A 22,444-nucleotide genomic window follows, 5' to 3' on the forward strand; every position below is an offset into this window, starting at 1 on the left:
ATGGTCAAAGTTTATGCCCCGGCTTCCAGCGCGAATATGAGCGTCGGATTTGACGTGCTGGGCGCGGCGGTGACGCCGGTGGATGGTTCACTGCTGGGCGATACGGTCACGGTGGAAGCGGCAGACAGCTTCAGCCTGAATAACGTGGGCCGCTTCGCCAGCAAACTGCCGTCCGACCCGCGCGAGAATATCGTCTATCAGTGCTGGGAACGCTTCTGTCAGGAGATCGGCAAAAACGTGCCGGTCGCCATGACGCTGGAAAAAAGCATGCCGATTGGCTCGGGACTGGGTTCCAGCGCCTGTTCGGTGGTCGCCGCGCTGGTGGCGATGAACGAGCACTGCGGCAAGCCGCTGAACAACAACCGTCTGCTGGGGTTGATGGGCGAGCTGGAAGGGCGCATCTCCGGCAGCATTCACTATGATAACGTGGCGCCGTGCTTCCTCGGCGGCATGCAGCTGATGATCGAAGAAAATGGCATCATCAGCCAGCAGGTGCCAGGGTTTGATGAGTGGCTGTGGGTGCTGGCCTATCCGGGCATTAAGGTCTCTACCGCGGAAGCGCGTGCGATCCTGCCCGCGCAGTATCGTCGTCAGGACTGCATCGCCCACGGGCGTCATCTGGCGGGCTTTATCCACGCCTGCTACACCCGTCAGCCGCAGCTGGCGGCGAAGCTGATGAAGGACGTCATTGCCGAGCCGTACCGCACGAAGCTGCTGCCCGGCTTTAACGAGGCGCGACAGGCATCGATGGATATCGGCGCGCAGGCGTGCGGCATCTCCGGCTCCGGCCCGACGCTGTTCGCCCTGTGCGACAAGCCTGACACCGCGCAGCGCGTGGCGGACTGGCTCTCTAAACACTACCTGCAAAATCAGGAAGGCTTTGTTCATATTTGCCGTCTGGACACGGCTGGCGCACGAGTACTGGGATAATTAATGAAACTCTATAACCTTAAAGATCATAACGAGCAGGTCAGCTTCGCGCAGGCGGTAACTCAGGGGCTGGGCAAAAATCAGGGGCTGTTCTTCCCGCATGACCTGCCGGAATTCCAGCTGACCGAGATCGACGAGCTGCTGAAGCAGGACTTCGTCACCCGCAGCACCAAAATTCTGTCTGCGTTTATCGGCGACGAAATTCCGCAGGAGCTTCTGGAAGAGCGCGTGCGTGCGGCGTTCGCTTTCCCGGCGCCGGTGAAGCAGGTTGAGCCTGACGTTGGCTGCCTGGAGCTGTTCCACGGTCCGACCCTGGCGTTTAAAGACTTCGGCGGCCGCTTTATGGCGCAGATGCTGACCCACATCAGCGGCGACAAACCGGTGACCATCCTGACCGCGACCTCCGGCGATACCGGTGCGGCGGTGGCGCATGCTTTCTATGGCCTGAAAAACGTCCGCGTGGTGATCCTCTATCCGAAAGGCAAAATCAGCCCGCTGCAGGAAAAACTGTTCTGTACGCTCGGCGGCAACATTGAAACCGTGGCAATTGACGGCGATTTCGATGCCTGCCAGGCGCTGGTCAAGCAGGCCTTCGACGACGAAGAGCTGAAGGTGGCTCTGGGTCTGAACTCTGCCAACTCCATCAACATCAGCCGTCTGCTGGCGCAGATCTGCTACTACTTCGAAGCGGTGGCGCAACTGCCGCAGGAAGCGCGCAACCAGCTGGTGATCTCCGTGCCGAGCGGTAACTTCGGTGACCTGACTGCAGGTCTGCTGGCGAAATCCCTGGGTCTGCCGGTGAAACGCTTTATCGCCGCGACCAACGCCAACGACACCGTGCCGCGCTTCCTGAAAGACGGGAAGTGGGCGCCGAACGCCACGCAGGCGACGCTCTCCAACGCGATGGATGTGTCACAGCCGAATAACTGGCCGCGAGTGGAAGAGCTGTTCCGCCGTAAGATCTGGCGTCTGGGTGACCTGGGCTACGCCGCGGTGACGGATGAAACCACCAAAGAGACCATGCGCGAGCTGAAGGCGGTGGGGTATACCTCTGAACCGCACGCGGCGATTGCCTACCGCGCGCTGCGCGACCAGCTTAACCCGGGTGAATATGGCCTGTTCCTGGGCACCGCGCATCCGGCGAAGTTCAAAGAGAGCGTGGAAGCGATCCTGGGCGAAACGCTGCCGCTTCCGAAAGAGCTGGCCGAGCGCGCCGACCTGCCGCTGCTGTCACATGAGCTGCCCGCGGATTTTGCCGCGCTGCGTAAGCTGATGATGACGCGCGCGTGATTGTGTTGCCCGGTGGCGGCTACGCCTTACCGGGCCTACAACGACCACGACGACCTCATCGTAGGCCGGGTAAGGTGAAGCCACCACCCGGCTTTTTTATGGAGAAATTAAGGAGAGAAAAAGCAGGAAAAAAGCAGAAATTCCCAATAAATGCGGTCACTTAGCGTTTAGGATTGCAGAGAATAACATCCCCCGTTCCCCTCGCGTACTCTCCTTACATCGGCCCACGTTGGGCAAGAAGAATAAGGAGTCACCTGTGTCTACACTGAAACCTGCACTCATCGCGCTTTCACTGGTGCTGGCCGCCCCCATGGCGGTTCAGGCATCTGAAATTACCCTCGTACCGGCGGTCAAACTGCAGATTGGCGACCGGGATAACAACGGGCATTACTGGGACGGCGGCCGCTGGCGCGACCACGACTGGTGGAAGGCGCATTATGACTGGCGTGATAACCACTGGCGCCCACATGATGAGCATCGTAAACACGACGATCGTCACGATGACCATCACCACGATGACCGCCGCGACGATCGCGGCCCGGACTGGAAACACCATTAATGCAAAACCCCGCCAGCTGGCGGGGTTTGTTTTTACTGCTCGTGGCGCTTAAACACCAGCTCGCCTTTCCCTGACGACGCCTCGTCAAAGAAATAGCCTTCGCTGTTAAATTTGGTTAACTGCTCCGGTTTCGTCAGGCGGTTCTGGATGATGTAGCGGCTCATCAGGCCTCGCGCTTTCTTGGCGTAGAAGCTGATCACTTTGAACTTACCGTTCTTCTCGTCGAGGAACACCGGTTTGATAATCTCCGCATCCAGCTTTTTCGGCTTCACCGACTTGTAGTATTCGTCGGATGCCAGGTTAATCAACACGTTATCGCCCTGAGCGTGCAGCGCCGCGTTCAGCTTGTCGGTAATGATATCGCCCCAGAAATGATACAGGTCTTTGCCTTTGGCATTTTCCAGGCGAATCCCCATCTCCAGACGATACGGCTGCATCAGATCCAGCGGGCGCAGTACGCCGTACAGACCTGACAGCATGCGCAGATGCTGCTGGGCAAAATCGAAATCGGCTTCGCTAAAATCTTCCGCCTGCAGGCCGGTGTAGACATCACCTTTAAACGCCAGAATCGCCTGGCGAGCGTTAGCCGGGGTGAAATCCGGGTGCCACTCGTGAAAGCGGGTCGCGTTAAGATCGGCCAGCTTGTCGCTGATGCTCATCAGCGAGGCGATTTGCGGCGCAGAGAGCTTACGCGCTTCGCGGATCAGCTGTTGCGAGTAGTCCAGCAGTTCAGGCTGGGTATAGCGCTCGGTGGCGAGCGGGCTCTGGTAGTCGAGCGTTTTTGCAGGTGAAATCAGAATCAGCATATCCAGTCCTTGCAGGAAATTTAGAGCGACTTTAGCAAAAAATCGCCCTGAATTGATCGATAGCTGTTATTGCCGCGGCAAATCATCCCACGTGCCGGGGGCAAGCTGCGCCTTAACGTCGGGATAGCGGGCGGGATCAAATACCGGAGGAACGCCGAGTTTGCGCTGACGCAGATAGTCTCTGGCAATCAGGGTCACAACGGGTGAGAGCAGCAGGATAGCAGTGAGGTTCGTGATCGCCATTAGCGCCATTATGATATCGGCCAGCTGCCAGACCAGCGGCATACTGAGGAAGGAGCCAGCGATGATCATCAGAATGACCGCGAGCTGCAGGGTTCCGATTGCGGCGCGCGAGTCGAGCTTCAGGAAAATAAGGTTATTTTCGGCGTAGAGGTAATTCACCACAATCGAACTGAAGGCAAACAACACCAGAATGAGCGAGACAAACCCTGCGCCCCAGCCGCCGGTCAGGTTCACCAGCGCCTGCTGGAGAAGCTGTATTCCGGCGGTTCCTGAGGAGTGCGGGACGGGGCCTGCCAGCAGCAAAATCATGGCGCTGGCGGAGCAGATGATAATGGTATCGGTAAAGACGCCAATCATCTGCACAATGCCCTGTGCGGCCGGGTGCGGCGGCCAGGAAGAGGCGGCAGCGGCCGCGTTGGGGGTTGACCCCATTCCGGCTTCATTGGAGAACATGCCCCGCTGAAAACCCGCCATCAGCGCCTGGCTAAAGGTATAGCCCAGCGCCCCGGAGGCCACCTCGCGCCAGCCAAAAGCGCTTTTGACGATGGTCGCAATCACGCCAGGCACCTGGTCGATATGCAGGGCGGCGACGAACAGGCTCGCGACAACCCAAAGCAGCGCCATAACGGGAACCAGCCACTGCATCAGGCGGGCAACGCCCCTGAGACCGGCAGAAATGGTGAGCAGAACGACGAGGGCTAAAGCAATACCGGCGACCCACTCCGGGCAGGAGAAGGCATAGCGCAGGGCATTGGCGACAGAATTTGCCTGGACGGTATTAAAAATAAGACCGTATGCGAGCAGTAAAAAAAGCGAGAACAGAACGCCCATCCAGCGCATCCCCAAACCACGCGCCATGTACCAGGCAGGACCGCCGCGAAACTGGCCGTTTTTATCTTTCTCTTTATACAGCTGGGCGAGCGAACTTTCGGCAAAGGAGGTGGCCATTCCGAGTAGCGCCGTCACCCACATCCAGAAGACCGCGCCTGGCCCGCCGGCGCTGATGGCCAGCGCAACGCCCGCCAGATTCCCGCTGCCGAGGCGTGCCGCCAGGCTGGTACAGAGTGCCTGGAACGACGTTAATCCGCCCGGCTGGGGCGTAACGCTGTTTTTCAGACTTCTGCCAAACTTGCGAATATAACGAAACTGGATAAACCCACTGCGTAGCGTAAACCAAATACCTGCTCCCAGAAGCAGGTAAATCATTATCGAACCCCACAGGACTTCGTTAATAAAGAAAAAGAAATCAGGCATTAACGTCCCTCTTGTTGATGCCAAAGTGAATATGTAAGCGCTACCACTGATTGGGCATGCTGTTGCTTAGCAGCCTGTTAATCTTCCGAGTTTACCATACTCTACCTAAGCGCACTGTCTGCGGTTGCGCTACCCCTCCGTCGTGTTATCATCAGGGCAGACCGGTTACATCCCCCTAACAAGTAAACCTGTCATTTTTCCGCTGCAGACATGCTGTCGGTAGCGTGAATTATCCAGGGCACGTTAAAAGAGAAACACTATCATGACGGATAAATTGACCTCCCTTCGTCAGTTCACCACTGTCGTAGCTGACACCGGAGATATCGCGGCAATGAAGCTGTACCAGCCGCAGGATGCCACAACTAACCCTTCTCTGATCCTTAACGCCGCACAGATCCCTGAGTATCGCAAACTGATTGACGACGCAGTGACCTGGGCGAAAGCACAGAGCAACGACCGCGCGCAGCAGGTTGTGGATGCCACCGACAAACTGGCAGTGAACATCGGTCTGGAAATCCTGAAGCTGGTTCCTGGCCGTATCTCTACCGAAGTGGATGCACGTCTCTCCTACGACACCGAAGCGTCTATCGCCAAAGCGAAACGTCTGATCAAAATGTACAACGATGCAGGCATCAGCAACGACCGTATCCTGATCAAACTGGCTTCTACCTGGCAGGGTATCCGCGCGGCAGAGCAGCTGGAAAAAGACGGTATCAACTGTAACCTGACCCTGCTGTTCTCCTTCGCGCAGGCGCGTGCATGTGCAGAAGCAGGCGTATACCTGATTTCTCCGTTCGTGGGCCGTATTCTGGACTGGTACAAAGCCAACACCGATAAGAAAGAGTACGCGCCGGCTGAAGATCCAGGCGTGGTTTCTGTTACTGAAATCTACGAATACTACAAACAGCACGGCTATGAGACTGTGGTTATGGGCGCAAGCTTCCGTAACGTCGGTGAAATCATCGAGCTGGCTGGCTGTGACCGCCTGACCATCGCCCCTGCGCTGCTGAAAGAGCTGGCAGAAAGCGAAGGTACCATCGAGCGTAAGCTGTCTTACACCGGTGAAGTGAAAGCGCGCCCAGAGCGCATCACTGAATCCGAGTTCCTGTGGCAGCACAACCAGGATCCAATGGCTGTCGATAAGCTGGCGGACGGTATCCGTAAGTTTGCTGTTGACCAGGGCAAACTGGAAAAAATGATCGGCGACCTGCTGTAATCATTCTGCGTGACCGGGCTTCCGGTCACGCGACTTCTTTCGTACCCTGTCTGAATCTCCTCTCTGCGTGTATCATTCCCTTTAATCAGTACTTTTTGAATGGAATGGATATGAATACCTTACGCATCGGCCTAGTGTCGATTTCTGACCGCGCCTCCAGCGGTGTTTACCAGGATAAAGGCATCCCCGCTCTGGAAGAGTGGCTTGGCAGCGCGCTGACCACCCCCTTTGACATTCAGACCCGCCTGATCCCTGACGAACAGCCGATCATCGAGCAGACGCTCTGCGAGCTGGTGGATGAGATGAGCTGCCACCTTGTTCTGACGACGGGCGGAACCGGCCCCGCGCGCCGCGACGTGACGCCGGACGCAACGCTGGCGATTGCCGATCGTGAAATGCCGGGCTTTGGCGAGCAGATGCGCCAGATAAGTCTACACTTTGTCCCGACGGCCATTCTTTCCCGTCAGGTGGGCGTAATCCGCAAACAGGCATTGATTCTGAACCTGCCGGGGCAGCCGAAGTCGATCAAAGAGACGCTGGAAGGGCTGAAAGCGGAAGATGGCAGCGTCCTCGTTCACGGCATCTTTGCAAGTGTACCGTATTGTATACAGCTCCTTGACGGCCCCTATGTGGAAACCGATGAGAAAGTGGTAGCAGCTTTTCGCCCGAAAAACGCACGTCGCGAAACAATCTCCTGAAATTAACCAATATGTGACATTAGCTGAAGCGGCGATGGCGTGGTAAAGCTTTTACGGTATAGTAATTTTTTCTTTACGACTGCTGTAAAAATAAATCCACAATACACGCAAATGGTTCGCTATGTCACATAACACCCGACCTCTGAATCGACAGGACTACAAAACTCTCACGCTCGCGGCCTTAGGCGGTGCGCTGGAGTTTTACGACTTTATCATCTTCGTCTTCTTCGCCGCCGTGGTGGGAGAGCTCTTCTTCCCGGCGGATATCCCGGATTGGCTGCGTCAGGTGCAAACCTTCGGCATTTTTGCCGCCGGGTATCTGGCGCGTCCGCTGGGCGGCATTATCATGGCCCACTTTGGCGATCTGGTCGGGCGCAAGAAGATGTTTACCCTTAGCATCCTGCTGATGGCCGTGCCGACGCTGGCTATTGGTCTGCTGCCCACCTATGCCTCGATGGGCATTCTCGCTCCGTTGCTGCTGTTGCTGATGCGCGTTCTTCAGGGCGCGGCGATTGGCGGTGAAGTGCCGGGCGCGTGGGTGTTTGTCGCGGAGCATGTTCCGGCGCGCCGCATTGGAATCGCCTGCGGAACCTTAACCGCGGGGTTAACGGTAGGGATTTTGCTCGGTTCCGTCGTCGCGACAATTGTCAACACCAGCATGACGCAGCAGGCCGTGCACGACTGGGGCTGGCGTATTCCGTTCCTGCTGGGCGGGGCGTTTGGTCTGGTCGCGATGTACCTGCGCCGCTGGCTGCAGGAGACGCCGATTTTCCTCGAGATGCAGCAGCGCAAAGCGCTGGCGCAGGAGCTGCCGGTGAAGGCGGTCGTGGTACGTCATAAAAAAGCGGTGGTGGTGTCGATGCTGCTCACCTGGCTGCTTTCGGCGGGCATTGTGGTGGTGATATTGATGTCCCCGGTGTGGCTGCAAAAGCAGTACGGTTTCGCCCCTGCCGTGACGTTACAGGCGAACAGTATCGCGACAATCATGCTCTGCTTTGGCTGTCTGGCCGCCGGGCTGGCGGCAGATCGTTTCGGCGCCAGCGTTACCTTTATCGTCGGCAGCCTGTTACTGGCCGCATCAAGCTGGGCGTTTTACCATCTGGCGGGCAGCCATCCTGAACAGCTGTTCCTGCTGTACGGCACGGTAGGGCTGTGCGTGGGCGTTGTCGGGGCGGTACCGTACGTGATGGTCCGCGCGTTCCCGCCGGAGGTACGCTTCACCGGGATCTCATTTTCCTACAACGTGTCGTATGCCATTTTCGGCGGGCTGACGCCGATTGCGGTGACGGTGCTGATGGGCGTGTCGCCTATGGCGCCAGCCTGGTATGTACTCGCGCTTTCGTTGATGGGGCTGGGATTAGGGATTTGGCTGGGGCAGATGAAGGGATGTCGTGCCCGCGAAGCGGACACGACAGAGGGATCAGTGTTTTTCACCAATCGGTAGAATGGTGCGGTCAAACTGTTCGTTCAGCACTTCACCCATTGCGAGGTAGATAGCGCTTGCGCCGCAAACCAGACCAATCCAGCCTGCAACATGAACGATGCCTTCGTTATCCACCAGGTGTCCGATCGCCAGCAGGGCGAACAGCACGGTCAGGCTCAGGAAAACGAACTGCAGCATGCGGTTACCTTTCAGGGTACCGAAGAACATGAACAGGGTGAAGACGCCCCACAGGCCCAGGTAAACGCCCAGGAAGTGGGCGTTTGCCGCGTCTGCCATGCCCATTTTAGGCAGCAGCAGAATGGCAACCAGGGTCAGCCAGAAAGAACCGTAAGAGGTGAAGGCGGTTAAGCCGAAGGTATTGCCTTTCTTATATTCCAGCAGGCCCGCGAAGATTTGCGCGATACCGCCGTAAAAAATGCCCATCGCCAGGATGATGCCATCCATCGGGAACATCCCGATATTGTGCAGGTTCAGCAGGATAGTGGTCATGCCAAAACCCATCAGGCCCAGCGGAGCCGGATTAGCCAACTTAGTGTTGCCCATAAGTCCTCAAAAAAATCATCATTAATATGGTGAAATGGTTAAACCCGCGTCAGTTCTCCCTGACTGGGCGCGGCATCATAATGGGCGCAATCGGTGGCGTCTATGATCTCATCAGGGTGAAATTAAAATTTTTTTTATGCTTGCCCCTTGATGGATGCCGTCGCGACCCCATCTTGTAGTCAACCGCAGTGTGTGGACCTGAAAAAAATCAAATCTGGGCAGTTGAAAAAGCACGTTCTGCCCTTATTACAGGTACACAACCACATGTTGACTGAATTTTTAGTGGAGACGTTTAGATGGGTAAAATTATTGGTATCGACCTGGGTACTACCAACTCTTGTGTAGCGATTATGGATGGCACTACTGCACGCGTGCTGGAGAACGCCGAGGGCGATCGCACCACGCCTTCTATCATTGCTTATACCCAGGATGGTGAAACTCTGGTTGGTCAGCCGGCTAAACGTCAGGCAGTGACAAACCCGCAAAACACCCTGTTTGCGATTAAACGCCTGATCGGCCGCCGCTTCCAGGACGAAGAAGTTCAGCGTGACGTTTCCATCATGCCTTACAAAATCATCGCGGCAGATAACGGCGATGCATGGCTTGATGTGAAAGGCGCTAAAACTGCACCACCGCAGATTTCTGCTGAAGTGCTGAAGAAAATGAAGAAAACCGCTGAAGATTACCTGGGTGAGCCGGTAACTGAAGCTGTTATCACCGTACCTGCCTACTTCAACGATGCTCAGCGTCAGGCAACCAAAGATGCTGGCCGTATCGCAGGTCTGGAAGTAAAACGTATCATCAACGAACCAACCGCTGCTGCACTGGCTTACGGTCTGGATAAAGAAGTTGGCAACCGTACTATCGCGGTTTACGACCTGGGTGGTGGTACCTTCGATATCTCTATTATCGAAATCGACGAAGTTGATGGCGAAAAAACCTTCGAAGTTCTGGCAACCAACGGTGATACCCACCTGGGTGGTGAAGACTTCGATACTCGTCTGATCAACTATCTCGTTGACGAGTTCAAGAAAGATCAGGGCATTGACCTGCGTAACGACCCGCTGGCCATGCAGCGCCTGAAAGAAGCCGCTGAGAAAGCGAAGATCGAACTTTCTTCCGCTCAGCAGACCGACGTGAACCTGCCGTACATCACTGCAGACGCGACCGGTCCTAAACACATGAACATCAAAGTGACCCGTGCGAAACTGGAAAGCCTGGTAGAAGACCTGGTGAACCGTTCAATCGAGCCGCTGAAAGTTGCCCTGCAGGACGCTGGCCTGTCCGTATCTGACATCCAGGACGTTATCCTGGTGGGTGGTCAGACGCGTATGCCAATGGTTCAGAAGAAAGTGGCTGAGTTCTTTGGTAAAGAGCCACGTAAAGACGTTAACCCGGACGAAGCGGTCGCAATCGGTGCTGCGGTTCAGGGTGGCGTACTGACCGGTGAAGTTAAAGACGTACTGCTGCTGGACGTTACCCCGCTGTCTCTGGGTATCGAAACCATGGGCGGAGTGATGACTGCGCTCATCAACAAAAACACCACCATCCCAACGAAACACAGCCAGGTATTCTCTACCGCTGAAGACAACCAGTCTGCGGTAACCATCCATGTGATTCAGGGTGAGCGTAAGCGTGCGGCTGATAACAAATCTCTGGGTCAGTTCAACCTGGACGGTATTAACCCGGCACCGCGCGGCATGCCGCAGATCGAAGTCACCTTCGACATCGATGCTGACGGTATCCTGCACGTGTCTGCGAAAGACAAAAACAGCGGTAAAGAGCAGAAGATCACCATCAAGGCATCTTCTGGCCTGAACGAAGCGGAAATCGAAAAAATGGTTCGCGATGCCGAAGCTAACGCGGAATCCGACCGTAAGTTCGAAGAGCTGGTTCAGACCCGTAACCAGGGTGACCATCTGCTGCACAGCACCCGTAAGCAGGTTGAAGAAGCAGGCGATAAACTGCCAGCGGAAGACAAGACTGCTATCGAAGCTGCACTGAGCGCGCTGGAATCCTCACTGAAAGGTGAAGATAAAGCGGACATCGAAGCGAAGATGCAGGAACTGGCGCAGGCTTCTCAGAAGCTGATGGAAATCGCTCAGCAGCAGCACGCTCAACAGCAGGCGGGCGCTGACGCTTCGGCGAACAACGCGAAAGACGACGACGTTGTCGACGCTGAGTTCGAAGAAGTTAAAGATAAAAAATAATCGCCCTGATGCAGGGTAATTAATCGGCACGGGCGTAGGAGAACTCTCCACGCCCGTGCTCGCATGTTAAGGGGCTTAAAAAAACCAATGGCAAAGCAAGACTATTACGAGATTTTAGGCGTTCCGAAAACTGCGGAAGAGCGTGAAATCAAAAAGGCGTACAAGCGCCTGGCCATGAAATTCCACCCGGACCGTAACCAGGGTGACAAAGAGGCTGAAGCCAAATTTAAAGAGATCAAAGAAGCCTACGAAGTCCTGACCGATGCACAAAAACGTGCGGCCTATGACCAGTACGGTCACGCAGCCTTTGAACAGGGCGGCATGGGCGGCGGTGGATTCGGTGGCGGCGGCTTTGGCGGCGGCGCTGACTTCAGCGATATCTTTGGCGATGTATTCGGCGACATCTTCGGCGGCGGCCGCGGTCGTCAGCGCGCGGCGCGCGGCGCGGACCTGCGCTACAACATGGAGCTGACGCTGGAAGAGGCCGTTCGCGGCGTAACCAAAGAGATCCGTATCCCGACGCTGGAAGAGTGTGACGTTTGCCACGGCAGCGGCGCGAAAGCGGGCACACAGCCTCAGACCTGTCCTACCTGTCACGGCTCTGGTCAGGTACAGATGCGTCAGGGCTTCTTCGCGGTACAGCAGGCCTGTCCTCACTGTCACGGTCGCGGCACGCTGATTAAAGATCCATGCACCAAATGCCACGGGCACGGTCGCGTTGAGAAAACCAAAACTCTGTCCGTTAAGATCCCGGCTGGCGTCGATACGGGCGACCGAATCCGTCTGGCAGGTGAGGGCGAAGCAGGGGAGCACGGCGCACCGGCGGGCGATCTTTACGTTCAGGTGCAGGTGAAACAGCACGCTATTTTCGAGCGTGAAGGTAATAACCTGTACTGCGAAGTGCCGATCAACTTCGCGATGGCGGCACTCGGTGGCGAAATCGAAGTGCCAACGCTGGACGGTCGCGTGAACCTGAAAGTGCCTGGGGAAACCCAGACCGGCAAGCTGTTCCGCATGCGCGGGAAAGGCGTTAAATCCGTTCGCGGTGGCGCGCAGGGCGATCTGCTGTGCCGCGTCGTCGTGGAAACGCCGGTTGGCCTGAACGACAAGCAGAAACAGCTGCTGAAAGAACTGCAGGAGAGCTTTGGCGGTCCGACGGGTGAGAAAAACAGCCCGCGTTCCAAAAGCTTCTTCGATGGCGTCAAAAAATTCTTCGATGATTTGACCCGCTGATTCGTTAGCTGGTTTTCATCTTCTCAAAGCCCGGAAGCGATTCCGGGCTTTTTTATTTGCGCGTATAGCTCGGTTAAACTGAGTCTATACTCAACATTAATCTGTTTTTGCCGAGCTATTTGGCTTGGTATTATGGTTTTATCGAGGTATTGTTGTAAAAGAGAGAACTTAAATGAAATTACTACACCGTTTCTTTAGCAGTGAGGCGTCCGGTGGCGTGATCCTGATTATTGCCGCAGCGGCCGCGATGGTGCTGGCTAACCTTGGCATCACGCAGGATCTCTACCATGCATTTCTGGAAACGCCCGTTGAGCTGAAGGTCGGGGCGCTGGAAATTAATAAGAACATGCTGCTGTGGATCAACGATGCGCTAATGGCGGTGTTCTTCCTGCTGGTGGGTCTTGAGGTTAAGCGCGAGCTGGTGCTGGGCTCGCTTGCCAGCCGCCAGCGCGCGGCGTTTCCGGTGATCGCAGCGATTGGCGGAATGGTCGTTCCGGCGTTGCTCTTCCTGGCGTTCACCTGGCAGGATCCTGTTGCGCGTGACGGCTGGGCGATCCCGGCCGCGACGGATATCGCCTTTGCGCTCGGTGTCTTAGCCTTGCTCGGTAGCCGCGTGCCGGTGGCCCTGAAAATCTTCCTGATGGCGCTGGCGATCATCGATGACCTGGGTGCCATTGTGATTATCGCGCTGTTCTACACCAGCGATCTGTCGATCCTGTCCCTGAGCGTCGCCGCCGGGGCGATTGCGGTGCTGGCGCTGCTGAACATCTTCAATGTTCGCCGCATCGGTATCTATATCCTGGTGGGGATGGTGCTGTGGACGGCGGTGCTGAAATCCGGCGTGCACGCCACGCTGGCAGGCGTGATTGTGGGCTTCTTCGTACCGCTTAAGCCGCAGGACGGCAAGTCGCCTGCCAAACAGCTGGAGCATGTGCTGCACCCGTGGGTTGCCTTTATGATCCTGCCGCTGTTTGCGTTTGCCAACGCGGGCGTTTCCCTCGGCGGCGTGACGCTGGACGGGCTGACGTCCGTGCTGCCGCTGGGCATCATTGCCGGGCTGTTTATCGGTAAGCCGCTGGGCATTAGCCTCTTCTGCTGGCTGGCGACGAAGCTGAAGCTGGCGTCATTGCCGCATGGCACCACATTTTCGCAGATTATGGCCGTCGGCGTGCTGTGTGGAATCGGGTTTACGATGTCGATCTTTATCTCGACGCTGGCGTTTGGTGCGCATGCGCCTGAGCTTATCGTCTGGGCTAAACTCGGCATTCTCATCGGATCATTACTGGCCGCGGTAATCGGTTATACCTTGTTGAAGGTGAAGTTGTCCGGACAGGCTGTCCAGGCATAACGGAACACCGGGAGAAGGCGATCCTCCTCCCGATACATACTCAGGGAGAGAAGACGCGATGTCTCATTTAAATTACAACCATCTGTACTACTTCTGGCACGTCTATAAACAGGGCTCGGTGGTGGGGGCGGCAGAGGCGCTCTACCTGACGCCGCAAACCATCACCGGGCAAATCAAGGCCCTGGAAGAGCGCCTGCAGGGCAAGCTGTTCAAGCGTAAAGGGCGTGGGATTGAACCCAGCGAATTGGGTGAACTGGTGTTCCGCTATGCGGACAAAATGTTCACCCTGAGCCAGGAGATGCTGGATATCGTCAACTACCGCAAAGAGTCGAACCTGCTCTTTGACGTTGGCGTGGCGGATGCGCTGTCCAAGCGGCTGGTGAGCGGCGTGCTGGATGCGGCGGTAGTTGAAGACGAGCAAATTCACCTGCGCTGCTTTGAATCCACCCACGAGATGCTGCTGGAACAGCTGAGCCAGCACAAGCTGGACATGATTATCTCGGACTGCCCGATTGACTCCACCCAGCAGGAAGGGCTGTTCTCGGTGAAGATTGGCGAATGTGGCGTGAGCTTCTGGTGTATCAACCCGCCGCCGGAGAAAACTTTCCCGGCCTGCCTGGAAGAGCGTCGCCTGCTGGTGCCGGGAAGGCGCTCAATGCTCGGACGCAAGCTGCTGAACTGGTTTAACTCGCAGGGGCTGAAGGTAGAAATCCTCGGTGAGTTCGACGATGCGGCGCTGATGAAAGCCTTTGGCGAAGCGCATAATGCGATCTTCGTTGCGCCGACGCTGTACGCGCACGATCTCTATTCGGACGACAAGATTACGGAGATAGGCAGAGTGGATAACGTGATGGAGGAGTATCATGCCATATTTGCCGAACGGATGATTCAGCACCCGGCGGTGCAGCGAATCTGCAACCGTGACTACTCGGCGCTGTTTACGCCACCGGCAATCTGAAGGCATAAAAAAACCCGCGTTAAGCGGGTTCTTTAAACAAGCAACAACAAGTAGCGATTAAGCCAGTTTGTTGATCTGCGCGGTCAGGTTTGCTTTATGACGCGCTGCTTTGTTTTTGTGGATCAGACCTTTAGCAGCCTGACGATCCACGATTGGTTGCATTTCGTTAAATGCGTTCTGCGCTGCAGCTTTGTCGCCTGCTTCGATTGCTGCGTATACTTTCTTGATGAAAGTACGCATCATAGAGCGACGGCTTGCGTTGTGCTTACGAGCCTTTTCAGACTGAACGGCACGTTTCTTAGCTGATTTGATATTAGCCAAGTCCAACTCCCAAATATGTTCTATGTGGACAATTCAAAGGCCGAGGAATATGCCCTCTTTGCCTTCTTTTGTCAATGGATTTGTGCAAATAAGCGCCGTTAATTAGCGACGCTACGTTACGTAGTGATGGCGCAGGATTCTACCAGCTTGTCTTCCCTGAATACAGCCTTTCGGCATAAAAATCGCAGTTCACGAGCAGATTTTTTCGCTGCGAAAGGTCAGCCTGATGAAATCATTACGGCTTTCTGTTTTGCGCGAACAATCGCCGGTTAACCTTAACCGCTGTACAAGGTATACTTTGGCGATTTTCACTGTTTTGAGCCAGACATGAAGCTGATACGCGGCATACATAATCTCAGCAGCGCGCCACACGGGTGCGTGCTGACTATTGGTAATTTCGACGGCGTGCATCGTGGTCATCAGGCGCTGTTGCAGGGATTGCGGAAAGAAGGGGAGGCCCGCGGCCTGCCCGTTGTAGTGATGATTTTCGAGCCGCAGCCGCTGGAATTGTTCGCGGGCGATAAATCTCCCGCCCGACTCACTCGCCTGCGCGAGAAATTGCGCTATCTGGCGGAGTCCGGCGTGGACTATGTATTGTGTTTACGTTTCGATCGTCGCTTTGCCGCGCTGACAGCACAAAATTTCGTCAGCGACCTGCTGGTTAAGCGTCTTGGCGTACAGTTTCTTGCCGTGGGCGATGATTTCCGCTTTGGCGCTGGTCGTCAGGGCGATTTCTTGCTATTACAGAAGGCTGGTCTGGAGTATGGATTTGACGTCACCAGCGCGATGACCTTCTGCGAAGGCGGCGTGCGCGTCAGCAGCACCGCGGTGCGTCAGGCGCTGGCTAATGATGACCTGGACACGGCAGAAACCCTGCTGGGGCATCCGTTCACCATCTCTGGCCGCGTGGTCCATGGCGATGCGCTGGGCCGCACGATAGGCTTCCCGACGGCGAATATACCGCTGCGTCGTCAGGTTTCCCCGGTTAAAGGGGTGTATGCGGTGGAAGTGGCAGGACTGGGCGATAAGCCGTTCTACGGCGTCGCCAACATTGGCACGCGTCCGACCGTCGCCGGTGTGCGTCAACAGTTAGAAGTGCACCTGCTGGACGTTGTAATGGACCTCTATGGTCGCCATATAGATGTGATACTGCGTAAAAAAATACGCAACGAGCAGCGATTTGGTTCGCTGGATGAACTAAAAGCGCAAATTGCGCGAGATGAATTGACGGCCCGCGAGTTTTTTGGGCTTTGAACCCGGCTTAACTGCCTACGTGATAAATACGGAACCGAGAATCTGATGAGTGACTATAAATCAACCCTGAATTTGCCGGAAACAGGGTTCCCGATGCGCGGCGATCTCGCCAAGCGCGAACCGGGAATGCTGGCGCGTTGGACCGATGATGACCTGTACGGCATCATTCGTGCAGCCAAAAAAGGCAAAAAAACCTTCATTCTGCATGATGGCCCTCCATATGCGAATGGCAGCATTCATATTGGTCACTCGGTTAACAAGATTCTGAAAGACATTATCGTGAAGTCCAAAGGCCTCACGGGATATGACTCGCCTTACGTTCCTGGCTGGGACTGCCACGGTCTGCCAATCGAGCTTAAAGTGGAGCAAGAGTTTGGCAAACCGGGTGAGAAGTTCACCGCCGCCGAGTTCCGTGCGAAGTGCCGCGAATACGCAGCCACGCAGGTTGACGGTCAGCGCGCTGACTTCATCCGTCTGGGCGTGCTGGGCGACTGGTCGCACCCGTACCTGACCATGGACTTCAAAACTGAAGCCAACATCATCCGTGCGCTGGGTAAAATCATCGGTAACGGCCACCTGCACAAAGGCGCTAAGCCGGTGCACTGGTGCGTGGACTGCCGCTCTGCGCTGGCAGAAGCGGAAGTTGAGTATTACGACAAAACCTCTCCATCTATCGACGTGGCGTTCCATGCCGTCGATCAGGATGCGGTGAAGGCTAAATTTGGCGTCTCCTCGGTAAACGGCCCGATCTCTCTGGTGATCTGGACCACCACCCCGTGGACCCTGCCGGCCAACCGTGCGATCTCCCTGTCCGGTGAGTTCGAATACGCGCTGGTGCAGATTGACGGTCAGGCGGTTATCCTGGCGAAAGATCTGGTTGAGAGCGTGCTGAAGCGCGCCCATATCAGCGACTACACCGTGCTGGGCACCGTGAAAGGCGACGCGCTGGAGCTGATGCGCTTCAAGCACCCGTTCCTGGACTTCGACGTTCCGGCGATCCTGGGCGACCACGTGACGCTGGAAGCGGGTACCGGTGCGGTGCATACCGCCGGTGGCCACGGTCCTGATGACTACAACATCAGCCTGAAATACGGTCTGGAAATCGCTAACCCTGTTGGCCCGGACGGATCTTACCTGCCAGGTACCTATCCGGCGCTGGACGGTATCAACGTCTTCAAGGCGAACGACATCATCGTCGACATGCTGCGCACCAGCGGCGCGCTGCTGCACGTTGAAAAAATGCAGCACAGCTATCCGTGCTGCTGGCGTCATAAAACGCCGATCATCTTCCGTGCGACCCCGCAGTGGTTCGTCAGCATGGATCAGAAAGGCCTGCGCGAGCAGTCTCTGAAAGAGATCAAAGGCGTGCAGTGGATCCCTGACTGGGGCCAGGCGCGTATCGAATCCATGGTGGCTAACCGTCCTGACTGGTGTATCTCCCGTCAGCGTACCTGGGGCGTGCCGATGTCTCTGTTCGTGCATAAAGAGACGCAGGAGCTGCACCCAAACACCCTGGAACTGATGGAAGAAGTGGCGAAGCGCGTCGAAGTTGACGGTATTCAGGCGTGGTGGGATCTCGACTCCCGCGACATCCTGGGCGCTGACGCAGACAACTACGAGAAAGTGCCGGATACCCTGGACGTGTGGTTCGACTCCGGGTCTACCCACTCTTCCGTGGTTGACGTGCGTCCGGAATTTGCCGGTCACGCTGCCGATATGTATCTGGAAGGGTCTGACCAACACCGCGGCTGGTTCATGTCATCTCTCATGATCTCCACCGCCATGAAGGGTAAAGCGCCTTACCGTCAGGTACTGACTCACGGCTTCACCGTGGATGGTCAGGGCCGTAAGATGTCCAAATCTATCGGTAACACCGTTTCTCCGCAGGATGTGATGAACAAGCTGGGCGCAGACATTCTGCGTCTGTGGGTGGCCTCTACCGATTACACCGGCGAAATGGCGGTGTCTGACGAGATACTGAAGCGTGCTGCCGACAGCTATCGTCGTATCCGTAACACCGCGCGCTTCCTGCTGGCGAACCTGAACGGGTTCGATCCGGCAAAAGACATGGTGAAACCGGAAGAGATGGTGGTGCTGGACCGCTGGGCGGTAGGCTGCGCGAAAGCGGCGCAGGAAGATATTCTGAAAGCCTATGAGTCTTACGACTTCCACGAAGTGGTGCAGCGCCTGATGCGCTTCTGCTCCATCGAGATGGGCTCGTTCTACCTCGACATCATCAAAGACCGCCAGTACACCGCGAAAGCGGACAGCGTGGCGCGTCGTAGCTGCCAGACCGCGCTGTTCCACATCGCAGAAGCGCTGGTGCGCTGGATGGCGCCGATCATGTCCTTCACCGCGGATGAAATCTGGGGCTACCTGCCGGGCGACCGTGAGAAGTATGTGTTCACGGGCGAGTGGTACGAAGGTCTGTTCGATCTCTCCAGCACCGAAGCGATGAACGATGCCTTCTGGGACGAGCTGCTCAAAGTGCGTGGCGAAGTGAACAAGGTTATCGAGCAGGCGCGCGCGGACAAGAAAGTCGGCGGCTCTCTGGAAGCGGCAGTTACGCTGTATGCCGAACCGGAGCTGGCGGCGAAGCTGACGGCGCTGGGCGATGAATTACGATTTGTCCTGTTGACCTCCGGTGCGAAAGTTGCGGATTATGCCGATGCTTCTGCTGATGCTCAGCAGAGCGAGCTGCTCAAAGGACTGAAAGTCGCGCTGAGCAAAGCCGACGGTGAGAAATGCCCGCGTTGCTGGCATTACACCACCGATGTTGGCCAGGTGGCGGAACACGCAGACATCTGCGGACGCTGTGTAAGCAACGTCGCCGGTGACGGCGAAAAACGTAAGTTTGCCTGATGAGTAAAACTCTCTGTTCAACAGGACTGCGCTGGCTGTGGCTGGTTGTGGTGGTGCTGATTATCGATCTGGGCAGCAAGTTCCTGATCCTCCAGAATTTTGCTCTGGGGGAGACGGTTCCGCTGTTCCCGTCGCTTAACCTGCACTACGCGCGTAACTACGGCGCAGCGTTTAGTTTCCTTGCCGACAGCGGTGGCTGGCAGCGCTGGTTCTTTGCGGGTATCGCTCTCGGTATCTGCGTGATCCTCGCGGTGCTGATGTACCGCTCGAAGGCCACGCAAAAGCTGAATAACATTGCCTACGCGCTGATCATTGGCGGCGCGCTGGGCAACCTGTTTGACCGTCTGTGGCACGGCTTTGTGGTCGATATGATCGACTTCTACGTCGGCGACTGGCACTTCGCGACCTTTAACCTGGCCGATACGGCAATTTGTATCGGTGCGGCGTTAATCGTGCTGGAAGGCTTCTTGCCTAAACCGGCCGCGAAAGAGCAGGCGTAACACACTCGCCCGGTGGCGTAATGCTACCGGGCAAAACAAGCGAGCAATTTGCATGTCTAAATCCGTACAGAGCAACAGCGCGGTTCTCGTTCACTTCACGCTGAAGCTGGATGACGGCTCCACGGCCGAATCCACCCGCAATAACGGCAAACCGGCCCTGTTTCGTCTTGGCGATACCTCCCTGTCTGAAGGTCTTGAGCAGCAGCTTCTGGGCCTGAAAGAGGGTGAGAAAAAAGCCTTTTCGCTGGAGCCGGATGCCGCGTTTGGCGTGCCGAGTCCGGACCTGATCCAGTATTTCTCGCGCCGCGAGTTTATGGACGCGGGTGAACCGGAGATCGGAGCGATTATGCTCTTTACCGCTATGGACGGCAGCGAAATGCCTGGCGTGATCCGCGAGATCAACGGCGACTCTATTACCGTTGACTTCAACCATCCGCTTGCCGGGCGTACCGTTCATTTTGATGTTGAAGTGCTGGAAATCGATCCTGCACTGGAGGCCTGAAATGCAGATCCTGTTGGCTAACCCGCGCGGCTTCTGCGCCGGTGTAGACCGCGCTATCAGCATTGTTGAAAACGCGCTGGAGATTTACGGCGCGCCGATTTATGTACGTCACGAAGTGGTGCACAACCGCTACGTGGTCGACAGCCTGCGCGAGCGCGGAGCCATCTTCATTGAACAAATCAGCGAAGTGCCGGACGGTGCGATCCTGATCTTCTCCGCGCACGGCGTCTCTCAGGCGGTACGTAACGAAGCAAAAAGCCGCGATCTGACCGTATTCGATGCCACCTGTCCGCTGGTGACAAAAGTGCATATGGAAGTGGCTCGCGCCAGCCGTCGTGGTGAAGAGTCGATTCTGATTGGCCATGCCGGTCATCCGGAAGTCGAAGGCACCATGGGCCAGTACAGTAACCCGGAAGGGGGCATGTATCTGGTTGAGTCGCCTGAAGATGTCTTTACGCTGAACGTGAAAAATGAAGCCCGTCTGTCGTTTATGACCCAGACGACGCTCTCCGTAGACGATACCTCAGAGGTGATTGACGCGCTGCGTCAGCGCTTCCCGAAGATCGTCGGCCCGCGTAAGGATGATATCTGCTACGCGACCACTAACCGTCAGGAAGCGGTGCGCGCACTGGCTGAACGGGCGGATGTGGTGCTGGTAGTCGGCTCCAAAAACTCGTCTAACTCCAACCGCCTGGCCGAACTGGCGCAACGCATGGGGAAAGCGGCTTTCCTGATTGATGACGCGTCGGATATTCAGGAGGCGTGGGTTAAGCACGCGGCCTGTGTCGGCGTGACGGCCGGGGCGTCTGCGCCAGATATTTTGGTACAGAACGTCATTTCTCGTTTGCAGGAACTGGGCGGTGGCGAAGCGGTGCCGCTGGAAGGACGTGAAGAGAACATTGTTTTTGAAGTCCCGAAAGAACTGCGCATCGACGCCCGCGAAGTCGAATAGTCCTTTTTCTGATGAAAGGCCAGCACCTCCTGTGCTGGCCTTTTTTTTACCCGTTACTTTATCGTGACGACAAAATCATGTCTTTTACTGATATTTAAGTCGGTTTCACGTTAAATTCTAATTATCGGTGTTTTCAGTTGGCAGTGCTTCTCAAGGCTGGTTAATCTGAAAACGGTTTACATCATTTTAACGTAAGAGAATAACTATGCATGATGCACAGATCCGTGTCGCCATTGCGGGCGCGGGTGGACGTATGGGCCGTCAGCTTATTCAGGCGGCACTTCAGATGGATGGCGTCGCGCTTGGCGCGGCACTGGAACGTGAAGGTTCTTCACTTCTGGGGACCGATGCCGGTGAGCTGGCGGGCGCAGGCCAAACGGGCGTTACCGTGCAAAGCAGCCTGGAGGCGGTAAAAGAGGACTTCGATGTCTTCATCGATTTTACCCGCCCGGAAGGGACGCTCGCGCATCTGGCGTTTTGTCGTCAGCACGGCAAGGGGATGGTGATCGGCACCACCGGTTTTGACGATGCGGGCAAGCAGGCTATCCAGGATGCATCAAAAGAGATTGCGATTGTCTTCGCGGCAAACTTCAGCGTGGGCGTTAACGTCATGCTAAAGCTGCTGGAGAAGGCCGCGAAGGTGATGGGCAACTATACCGATATCGAGATCGTAGAAGCTCACCACCGTTACAAAGTTGATGCGCCATCGGGTACGGCGCTGGCGATGGGCGAAGCGATTGCTCATGCACTTGATAAAGATTTAAAAGACTGCGCGGTCTATACGCGTGAAGGTTACACCGGCGAACGCGTTCCTGGCACTATTGGTTTCGCAACCGTGCGAGCGGGTGACATCGTCGGCGAACACACGGCGATGTTCGCCGATATTGGCGAACGCGTCGAAATTACGCATAAAGCTTCCAGCCGAATGACGTTCGCCAACGGCGCCGTACGTTCCGCTTTGTGGCTTAAAAACAAGAAAGATGGCCTTTTTGATATGCGGGATGTGCTCGATCTCAACAATTTGTAAGCATTATTACCCATCGTGATGTGGTTATTGCAGTCGTAATTGTTTGATTGCATAGGGCAATATTTTATTGCCCTTTTATTTTATCTGTTTCATTATGTATTTTTGATCAAGTCTCTAAATATCTCTCTCTTGTGGCGTTTTAACGTTACTGAAATGTAAATTTTGACCATCTGGTCCACTTTATAGTGCTGCACTATCTCATTTTTCATTAAACCAGGCGCGCAAGCGTTTTCTGCAGTGATTTACCTGATCTTTTTGTCGCTTAAGCTGCATTCCAATCGCCAGACTTGCAAA

At 55.9% G+C, this 22,444-nt stretch carries 20 protein-coding genes and 1 pseudogene; 17 read left to right on the top strand and 4 right to left on the bottom strand.

Annotated features, from left to right (window positions below):
- From thrB to NWV12_RS03090, 3 genes are all read left to right on the top strand, one after another.
- Window positions 1-930 carry a homoserine kinase gene (thrB, locus tag NWV12_RS03080; protein WP_023310337.1) on the top strand — a complete coding sequence of 310 codons (930 nt, stop codon included), beginning with the start codon at window positions 1-3 and terminating at the stop codon, window positions 928-930.
- Between the two features lie 3 nt (window positions 931-933).
- Complete coding sequence (gene thrC, locus NWV12_RS03085; RefSeq protein ID WP_039260864.1) at window positions 934-2,220, top strand: threonine synthase; 1,287 nt, start codon at window positions 934-936, stop codon at window positions 2,218-2,220.
- A 256-nt stretch (window positions 2,221-2,476) separates the two neighbouring features.
- Window positions 2,477-2,779 carry a DUF2502 domain-containing protein gene (locus tag NWV12_RS03090; protein WP_048979033.1) on the top strand — a complete coding sequence of 101 codons (303 nt, stop codon included), beginning with the start codon at window positions 2,477-2,479 and terminating at the stop codon, window positions 2,777-2,779.
- 32 nt (window positions 2,780-2,811) lie between these two features.
- On the opposite strand, the gene yaaA is transcribed toward NWV12_RS03090, so the two are convergent.
- Entirely contained in the window at window positions 2,812-3,585 is a 774-nt protein-coding gene (yaaA, locus tag NWV12_RS03095) for a peroxide stress protein YaaA (RefSeq protein WP_048979032.1), read from the bottom strand.
- A 66-nt stretch (window positions 3,586-3,651) separates the two neighbouring features.
- Complete coding sequence (locus NWV12_RS03100) at window positions 3,652-5,082, bottom strand: sodium:alanine symporter family protein (RefSeq protein ID WP_048979031.1); 1,431 nt, start codon at window positions 5,080-5,082, stop codon at window positions 3,652-3,654.
- 262 nt (window positions 5,083-5,344) lie between these two features.
- On the opposite strand from NWV12_RS03100, the gene tal reads away from it, so the two are divergent.
- The 3 genes from tal to NWV12_RS03115 all read left to right on the top strand — a co-directional run bounded on the left by tal (window position 5,345) and on the right by NWV12_RS03115 (window position 8,440).
- Entirely contained in the window at window positions 5,345-6,298 is a 954-nt protein-coding gene (tal, locus tag NWV12_RS03105) for a transaldolase (protein ID WP_023310342.1), read from the top strand.
- Between the two features lie 110 nt (window positions 6,299-6,408).
- A complete protein-coding gene (mog, locus tag NWV12_RS03110; protein WP_023310343.1) occupies window positions 6,409-6,996 on the top strand; it encodes a molybdopterin adenylyltransferase in 588 nt (195 codons plus the stop codon).
- 121 nt (window positions 6,997-7,117) lie between these two features.
- Entirely contained in the window at window positions 7,118-8,440 is a 1,323-nt protein-coding gene (locus NWV12_RS03115; RefSeq protein WP_101744432.1) for an MFS transporter, read from the top strand.
- On the opposite strand, the gene satP is transcribed toward NWV12_RS03115, so the two are convergent.
- A complete protein-coding gene (satP, locus tag NWV12_RS03120; RefSeq protein ID WP_023334461.1) occupies window positions 8,417-8,983 on the bottom strand; it encodes an acetate uptake transporter in 567 nt (188 codons plus the stop codon). The two genes, NWV12_RS03115 and satP, sit on opposite strands and share 24 nt — an antisense overlap.
- A 296-nt stretch (window positions 8,984-9,279) precedes the next feature.
- Here satP and dnaK point away from each other — a divergent pair, with 296 nt between their 5' ends.
- The 4 genes from dnaK (at window position 9,280) to nhaR (ending at window position 14,732) form a co-directional block, all read left to right on the top strand.
- The gene (gene dnaK / locus NWV12_RS03125) at window positions 9,280-11,193 is read left to right on the top strand and encodes a molecular chaperone DnaK (RefSeq protein WP_024907421.1); all 1,914 of its coding nucleotides are present in this window, start codon (window positions 9,280-9,282) and stop codon (window positions 11,191-11,193) included.
- 87 nt (window positions 11,194-11,280) lie between these two features.
- Window positions 11,281-12,426, top strand: a complete 1,146-nt coding sequence (gene dnaJ, locus NWV12_RS03130; RefSeq protein WP_023310347.1) for a molecular chaperone DnaJ — start codon at window positions 11,281-11,283, stop codon at window positions 12,424-12,426.
- Between the two features lie 172 nt (window positions 12,427-12,598).
- A complete protein-coding gene (gene nhaA / locus NWV12_RS03135; RefSeq protein ID WP_048979030.1) occupies window positions 12,599-13,774 on the top strand; it encodes a Na+/H+ antiporter NhaA in 1,176 nt (391 codons plus the stop codon).
- A 58-nt stretch (window positions 13,775-13,832) separates the two neighbouring features.
- Window positions 13,833-14,732 (top strand): transcriptional activator NhaR, encoded by a 900-nt coding sequence (gene nhaR, locus NWV12_RS03140; RefSeq protein ID WP_033144600.1) that lies wholly within the window; start codon window positions 13,833-13,835, stop codon window positions 14,730-14,732.
- A gap of 57 nt (window positions 14,733-14,789) precedes the next feature.
- On the opposite strand, the gene rpsT is transcribed toward nhaR, so the two are convergent.
- Window positions 14,790-15,053: a 30S ribosomal protein S20 gene (rpsT, locus tag NWV12_RS03145; RefSeq protein ID WP_003856458.1), complete on the bottom strand. Its 264-nt coding sequence runs from the start codon at window positions 15,051-15,053 to the stop codon at window positions 14,790-14,792.
- A gap of 101 nt (window positions 15,054-15,154) precedes the next feature.
- Between rpsT and NWV12_RS03150 the strand changes: the two are divergent.
- From NWV12_RS03150 to dapB, 7 genes and pseudogenes are all read left to right on the top strand, one after another.
- A pseudogene (locus NWV12_RS03150) lies at window positions 15,155-15,373 on the top strand (DUF2575 domain-containing protein).
- 7 nt (window positions 15,374-15,380) lie between these two features.
- Window positions 15,381-16,307, top strand: a complete 927-nt coding sequence (gene ribF / locus NWV12_RS03155; protein ID WP_023310350.1) for a bifunctional riboflavin kinase/FAD synthetase — start codon at window positions 15,381-15,383, stop codon at window positions 16,305-16,307.
- Window positions 16,308-16,352: 45 nt separating this feature from the next.
- Window positions 16,353-19,169: an isoleucine--tRNA ligase gene (ileS, locus tag NWV12_RS03160; RefSeq protein WP_032660749.1), complete on the top strand. Its 2,817-nt coding sequence runs from the start codon at window positions 16,353-16,355 to the stop codon at window positions 19,167-19,169.
- Complete coding sequence (gene lspA / locus NWV12_RS03165) at window positions 19,169-19,669, top strand: signal peptidase II (RefSeq protein ID WP_033144602.1); 501 nt, start codon at window positions 19,169-19,171, stop codon at window positions 19,667-19,669. The genes ileS and lspA overlap by 1 nt, the downstream gene beginning before the upstream one ends.
- A 52-nt stretch (window positions 19,670-19,721) precedes the next feature.
- Window positions 19,722-20,171 (top strand): FKBP-type peptidyl-prolyl cis-trans isomerase, encoded by a 450-nt coding sequence (gene fkpB, locus NWV12_RS03170; RefSeq protein WP_003856450.1) that lies wholly within the window; start codon window positions 19,722-19,724, stop codon window positions 20,169-20,171.
- Window position 20,172: 1 nt separating this feature from the next.
- Window positions 20,173-21,123, top strand: coding sequence for a 4-hydroxy-3-methylbut-2-enyl diphosphate reductase (ispH, locus tag NWV12_RS03175; protein WP_048979029.1), 951 nt, complete (start codon window positions 20,173-20,175; stop codon window positions 21,121-21,123).
- A gap of 205 nt (window positions 21,124-21,328) precedes the next feature.
- Entirely contained in the window at window positions 21,329-22,150 is an 822-nt protein-coding gene (dapB, locus tag NWV12_RS03180) for a 4-hydroxy-tetrahydrodipicolinate reductase (RefSeq protein ID WP_048979028.1), read from the top strand.
- The last annotated feature ends 294 nt before the right edge of the window (window positions 22,151-22,444 follow it).

The organism is Enterobacter sp. Crenshaw (assembly GCF_024734705.1).
Lineage (GTDB): Bacteria > Pseudomonadota > Gammaproteobacteria > Enterobacterales > Enterobacteriaceae > Enterobacter > Enterobacter asburiae_B.

What these genes read in the sequence shown, in the direction of transcription:
- thrB (WP_023310337.1), top strand. Translation starts at nt 1, where the DNA reads ATGGTCAAAGTTTATGCCCCGGCTTCCAGCGCGAATATGAGCGTCGGA.
- thrC (WP_039260864.1), top strand. Translation starts at nt 934, where the DNA reads ATGAAACTCTATAACCTTAAAGATCATAACGAGCAGGTCAGCTTCGCG.
- yaaA (WP_048979032.1), bottom strand. Translation starts at nt 3,585, where the DNA reads ATGCTGATTCTGATTTCACCTGCAAAAACGCTCGACTACCAGAGCCCG.
- NWV12_RS03100 (WP_048979031.1), bottom strand. Translation starts at nt 5,082, where the DNA reads ATGCCTGATTTCTTTTTCTTTATTAACGAAGTCCTGTGGGGTTCGATA.
- tal (WP_023310342.1), top strand. Translation starts at nt 5,345, where the DNA reads ATGACGGATAAATTGACCTCCCTTCGTCAGTTCACCACTGTCGTAGCT.
- mog (WP_023310343.1), top strand. Translation starts at nt 6,409, where the DNA reads ATGAATACCTTACGCATCGGCCTAGTGTCGATTTCTGACCGCGCCTCC.
- NWV12_RS03115 (WP_101744432.1), top strand. Translation starts at nt 7,118, where the DNA reads ATGTCACATAACACCCGACCTCTGAATCGACAGGACTACAAAACTCTC.
- satP (WP_023334461.1), bottom strand. Translation starts at nt 8,983, where the DNA reads ATGGGCAACACTAAGTTGGCTAATCCGGCTCCGCTGGGCCTGATGGGT.
- dnaK (WP_024907421.1), top strand. Translation starts at nt 9,280, where the DNA reads ATGGGTAAAATTATTGGTATCGACCTGGGTACTACCAACTCTTGTGTA.
- dnaJ (WP_023310347.1), top strand. Translation starts at nt 11,281, where the DNA reads ATGGCAAAGCAAGACTATTACGAGATTTTAGGCGTTCCGAAAACTGCG.
- nhaA (WP_048979030.1), top strand. Translation starts at nt 12,599, where the DNA reads ATGAAATTACTACACCGTTTCTTTAGCAGTGAGGCGTCCGGTGGCGTG.
- nhaR (WP_033144600.1), top strand. Translation starts at nt 13,833, where the DNA reads ATGTCTCATTTAAATTACAACCATCTGTACTACTTCTGGCACGTCTAT.
- ribF (WP_023310350.1), top strand. Translation starts at nt 15,381, where the DNA reads ATGAAGCTGATACGCGGCATACATAATCTCAGCAGCGCGCCACACGGG.
- ileS (WP_032660749.1), top strand. Translation starts at nt 16,353, where the DNA reads ATGAGTGACTATAAATCAACCCTGAATTTGCCGGAAACAGGGTTCCCG.
- lspA (WP_033144602.1), top strand. Translation starts at nt 19,169, where the DNA reads ATGAGTAAAACTCTCTGTTCAACAGGACTGCGCTGGCTGTGGCTGGTT.
- fkpB (WP_003856450.1), top strand. Translation starts at nt 19,722, where the DNA reads ATGTCTAAATCCGTACAGAGCAACAGCGCGGTTCTCGTTCACTTCACG.
- ispH (WP_048979029.1), top strand. Translation starts at nt 20,173, where the DNA reads ATGCAGATCCTGTTGGCTAACCCGCGCGGCTTCTGCGCCGGTGTAGAC.
- dapB (WP_048979028.1), top strand. Translation starts at nt 21,329, where the DNA reads ATGCATGATGCACAGATCCGTGTCGCCATTGCGGGCGCGGGTGGACGT.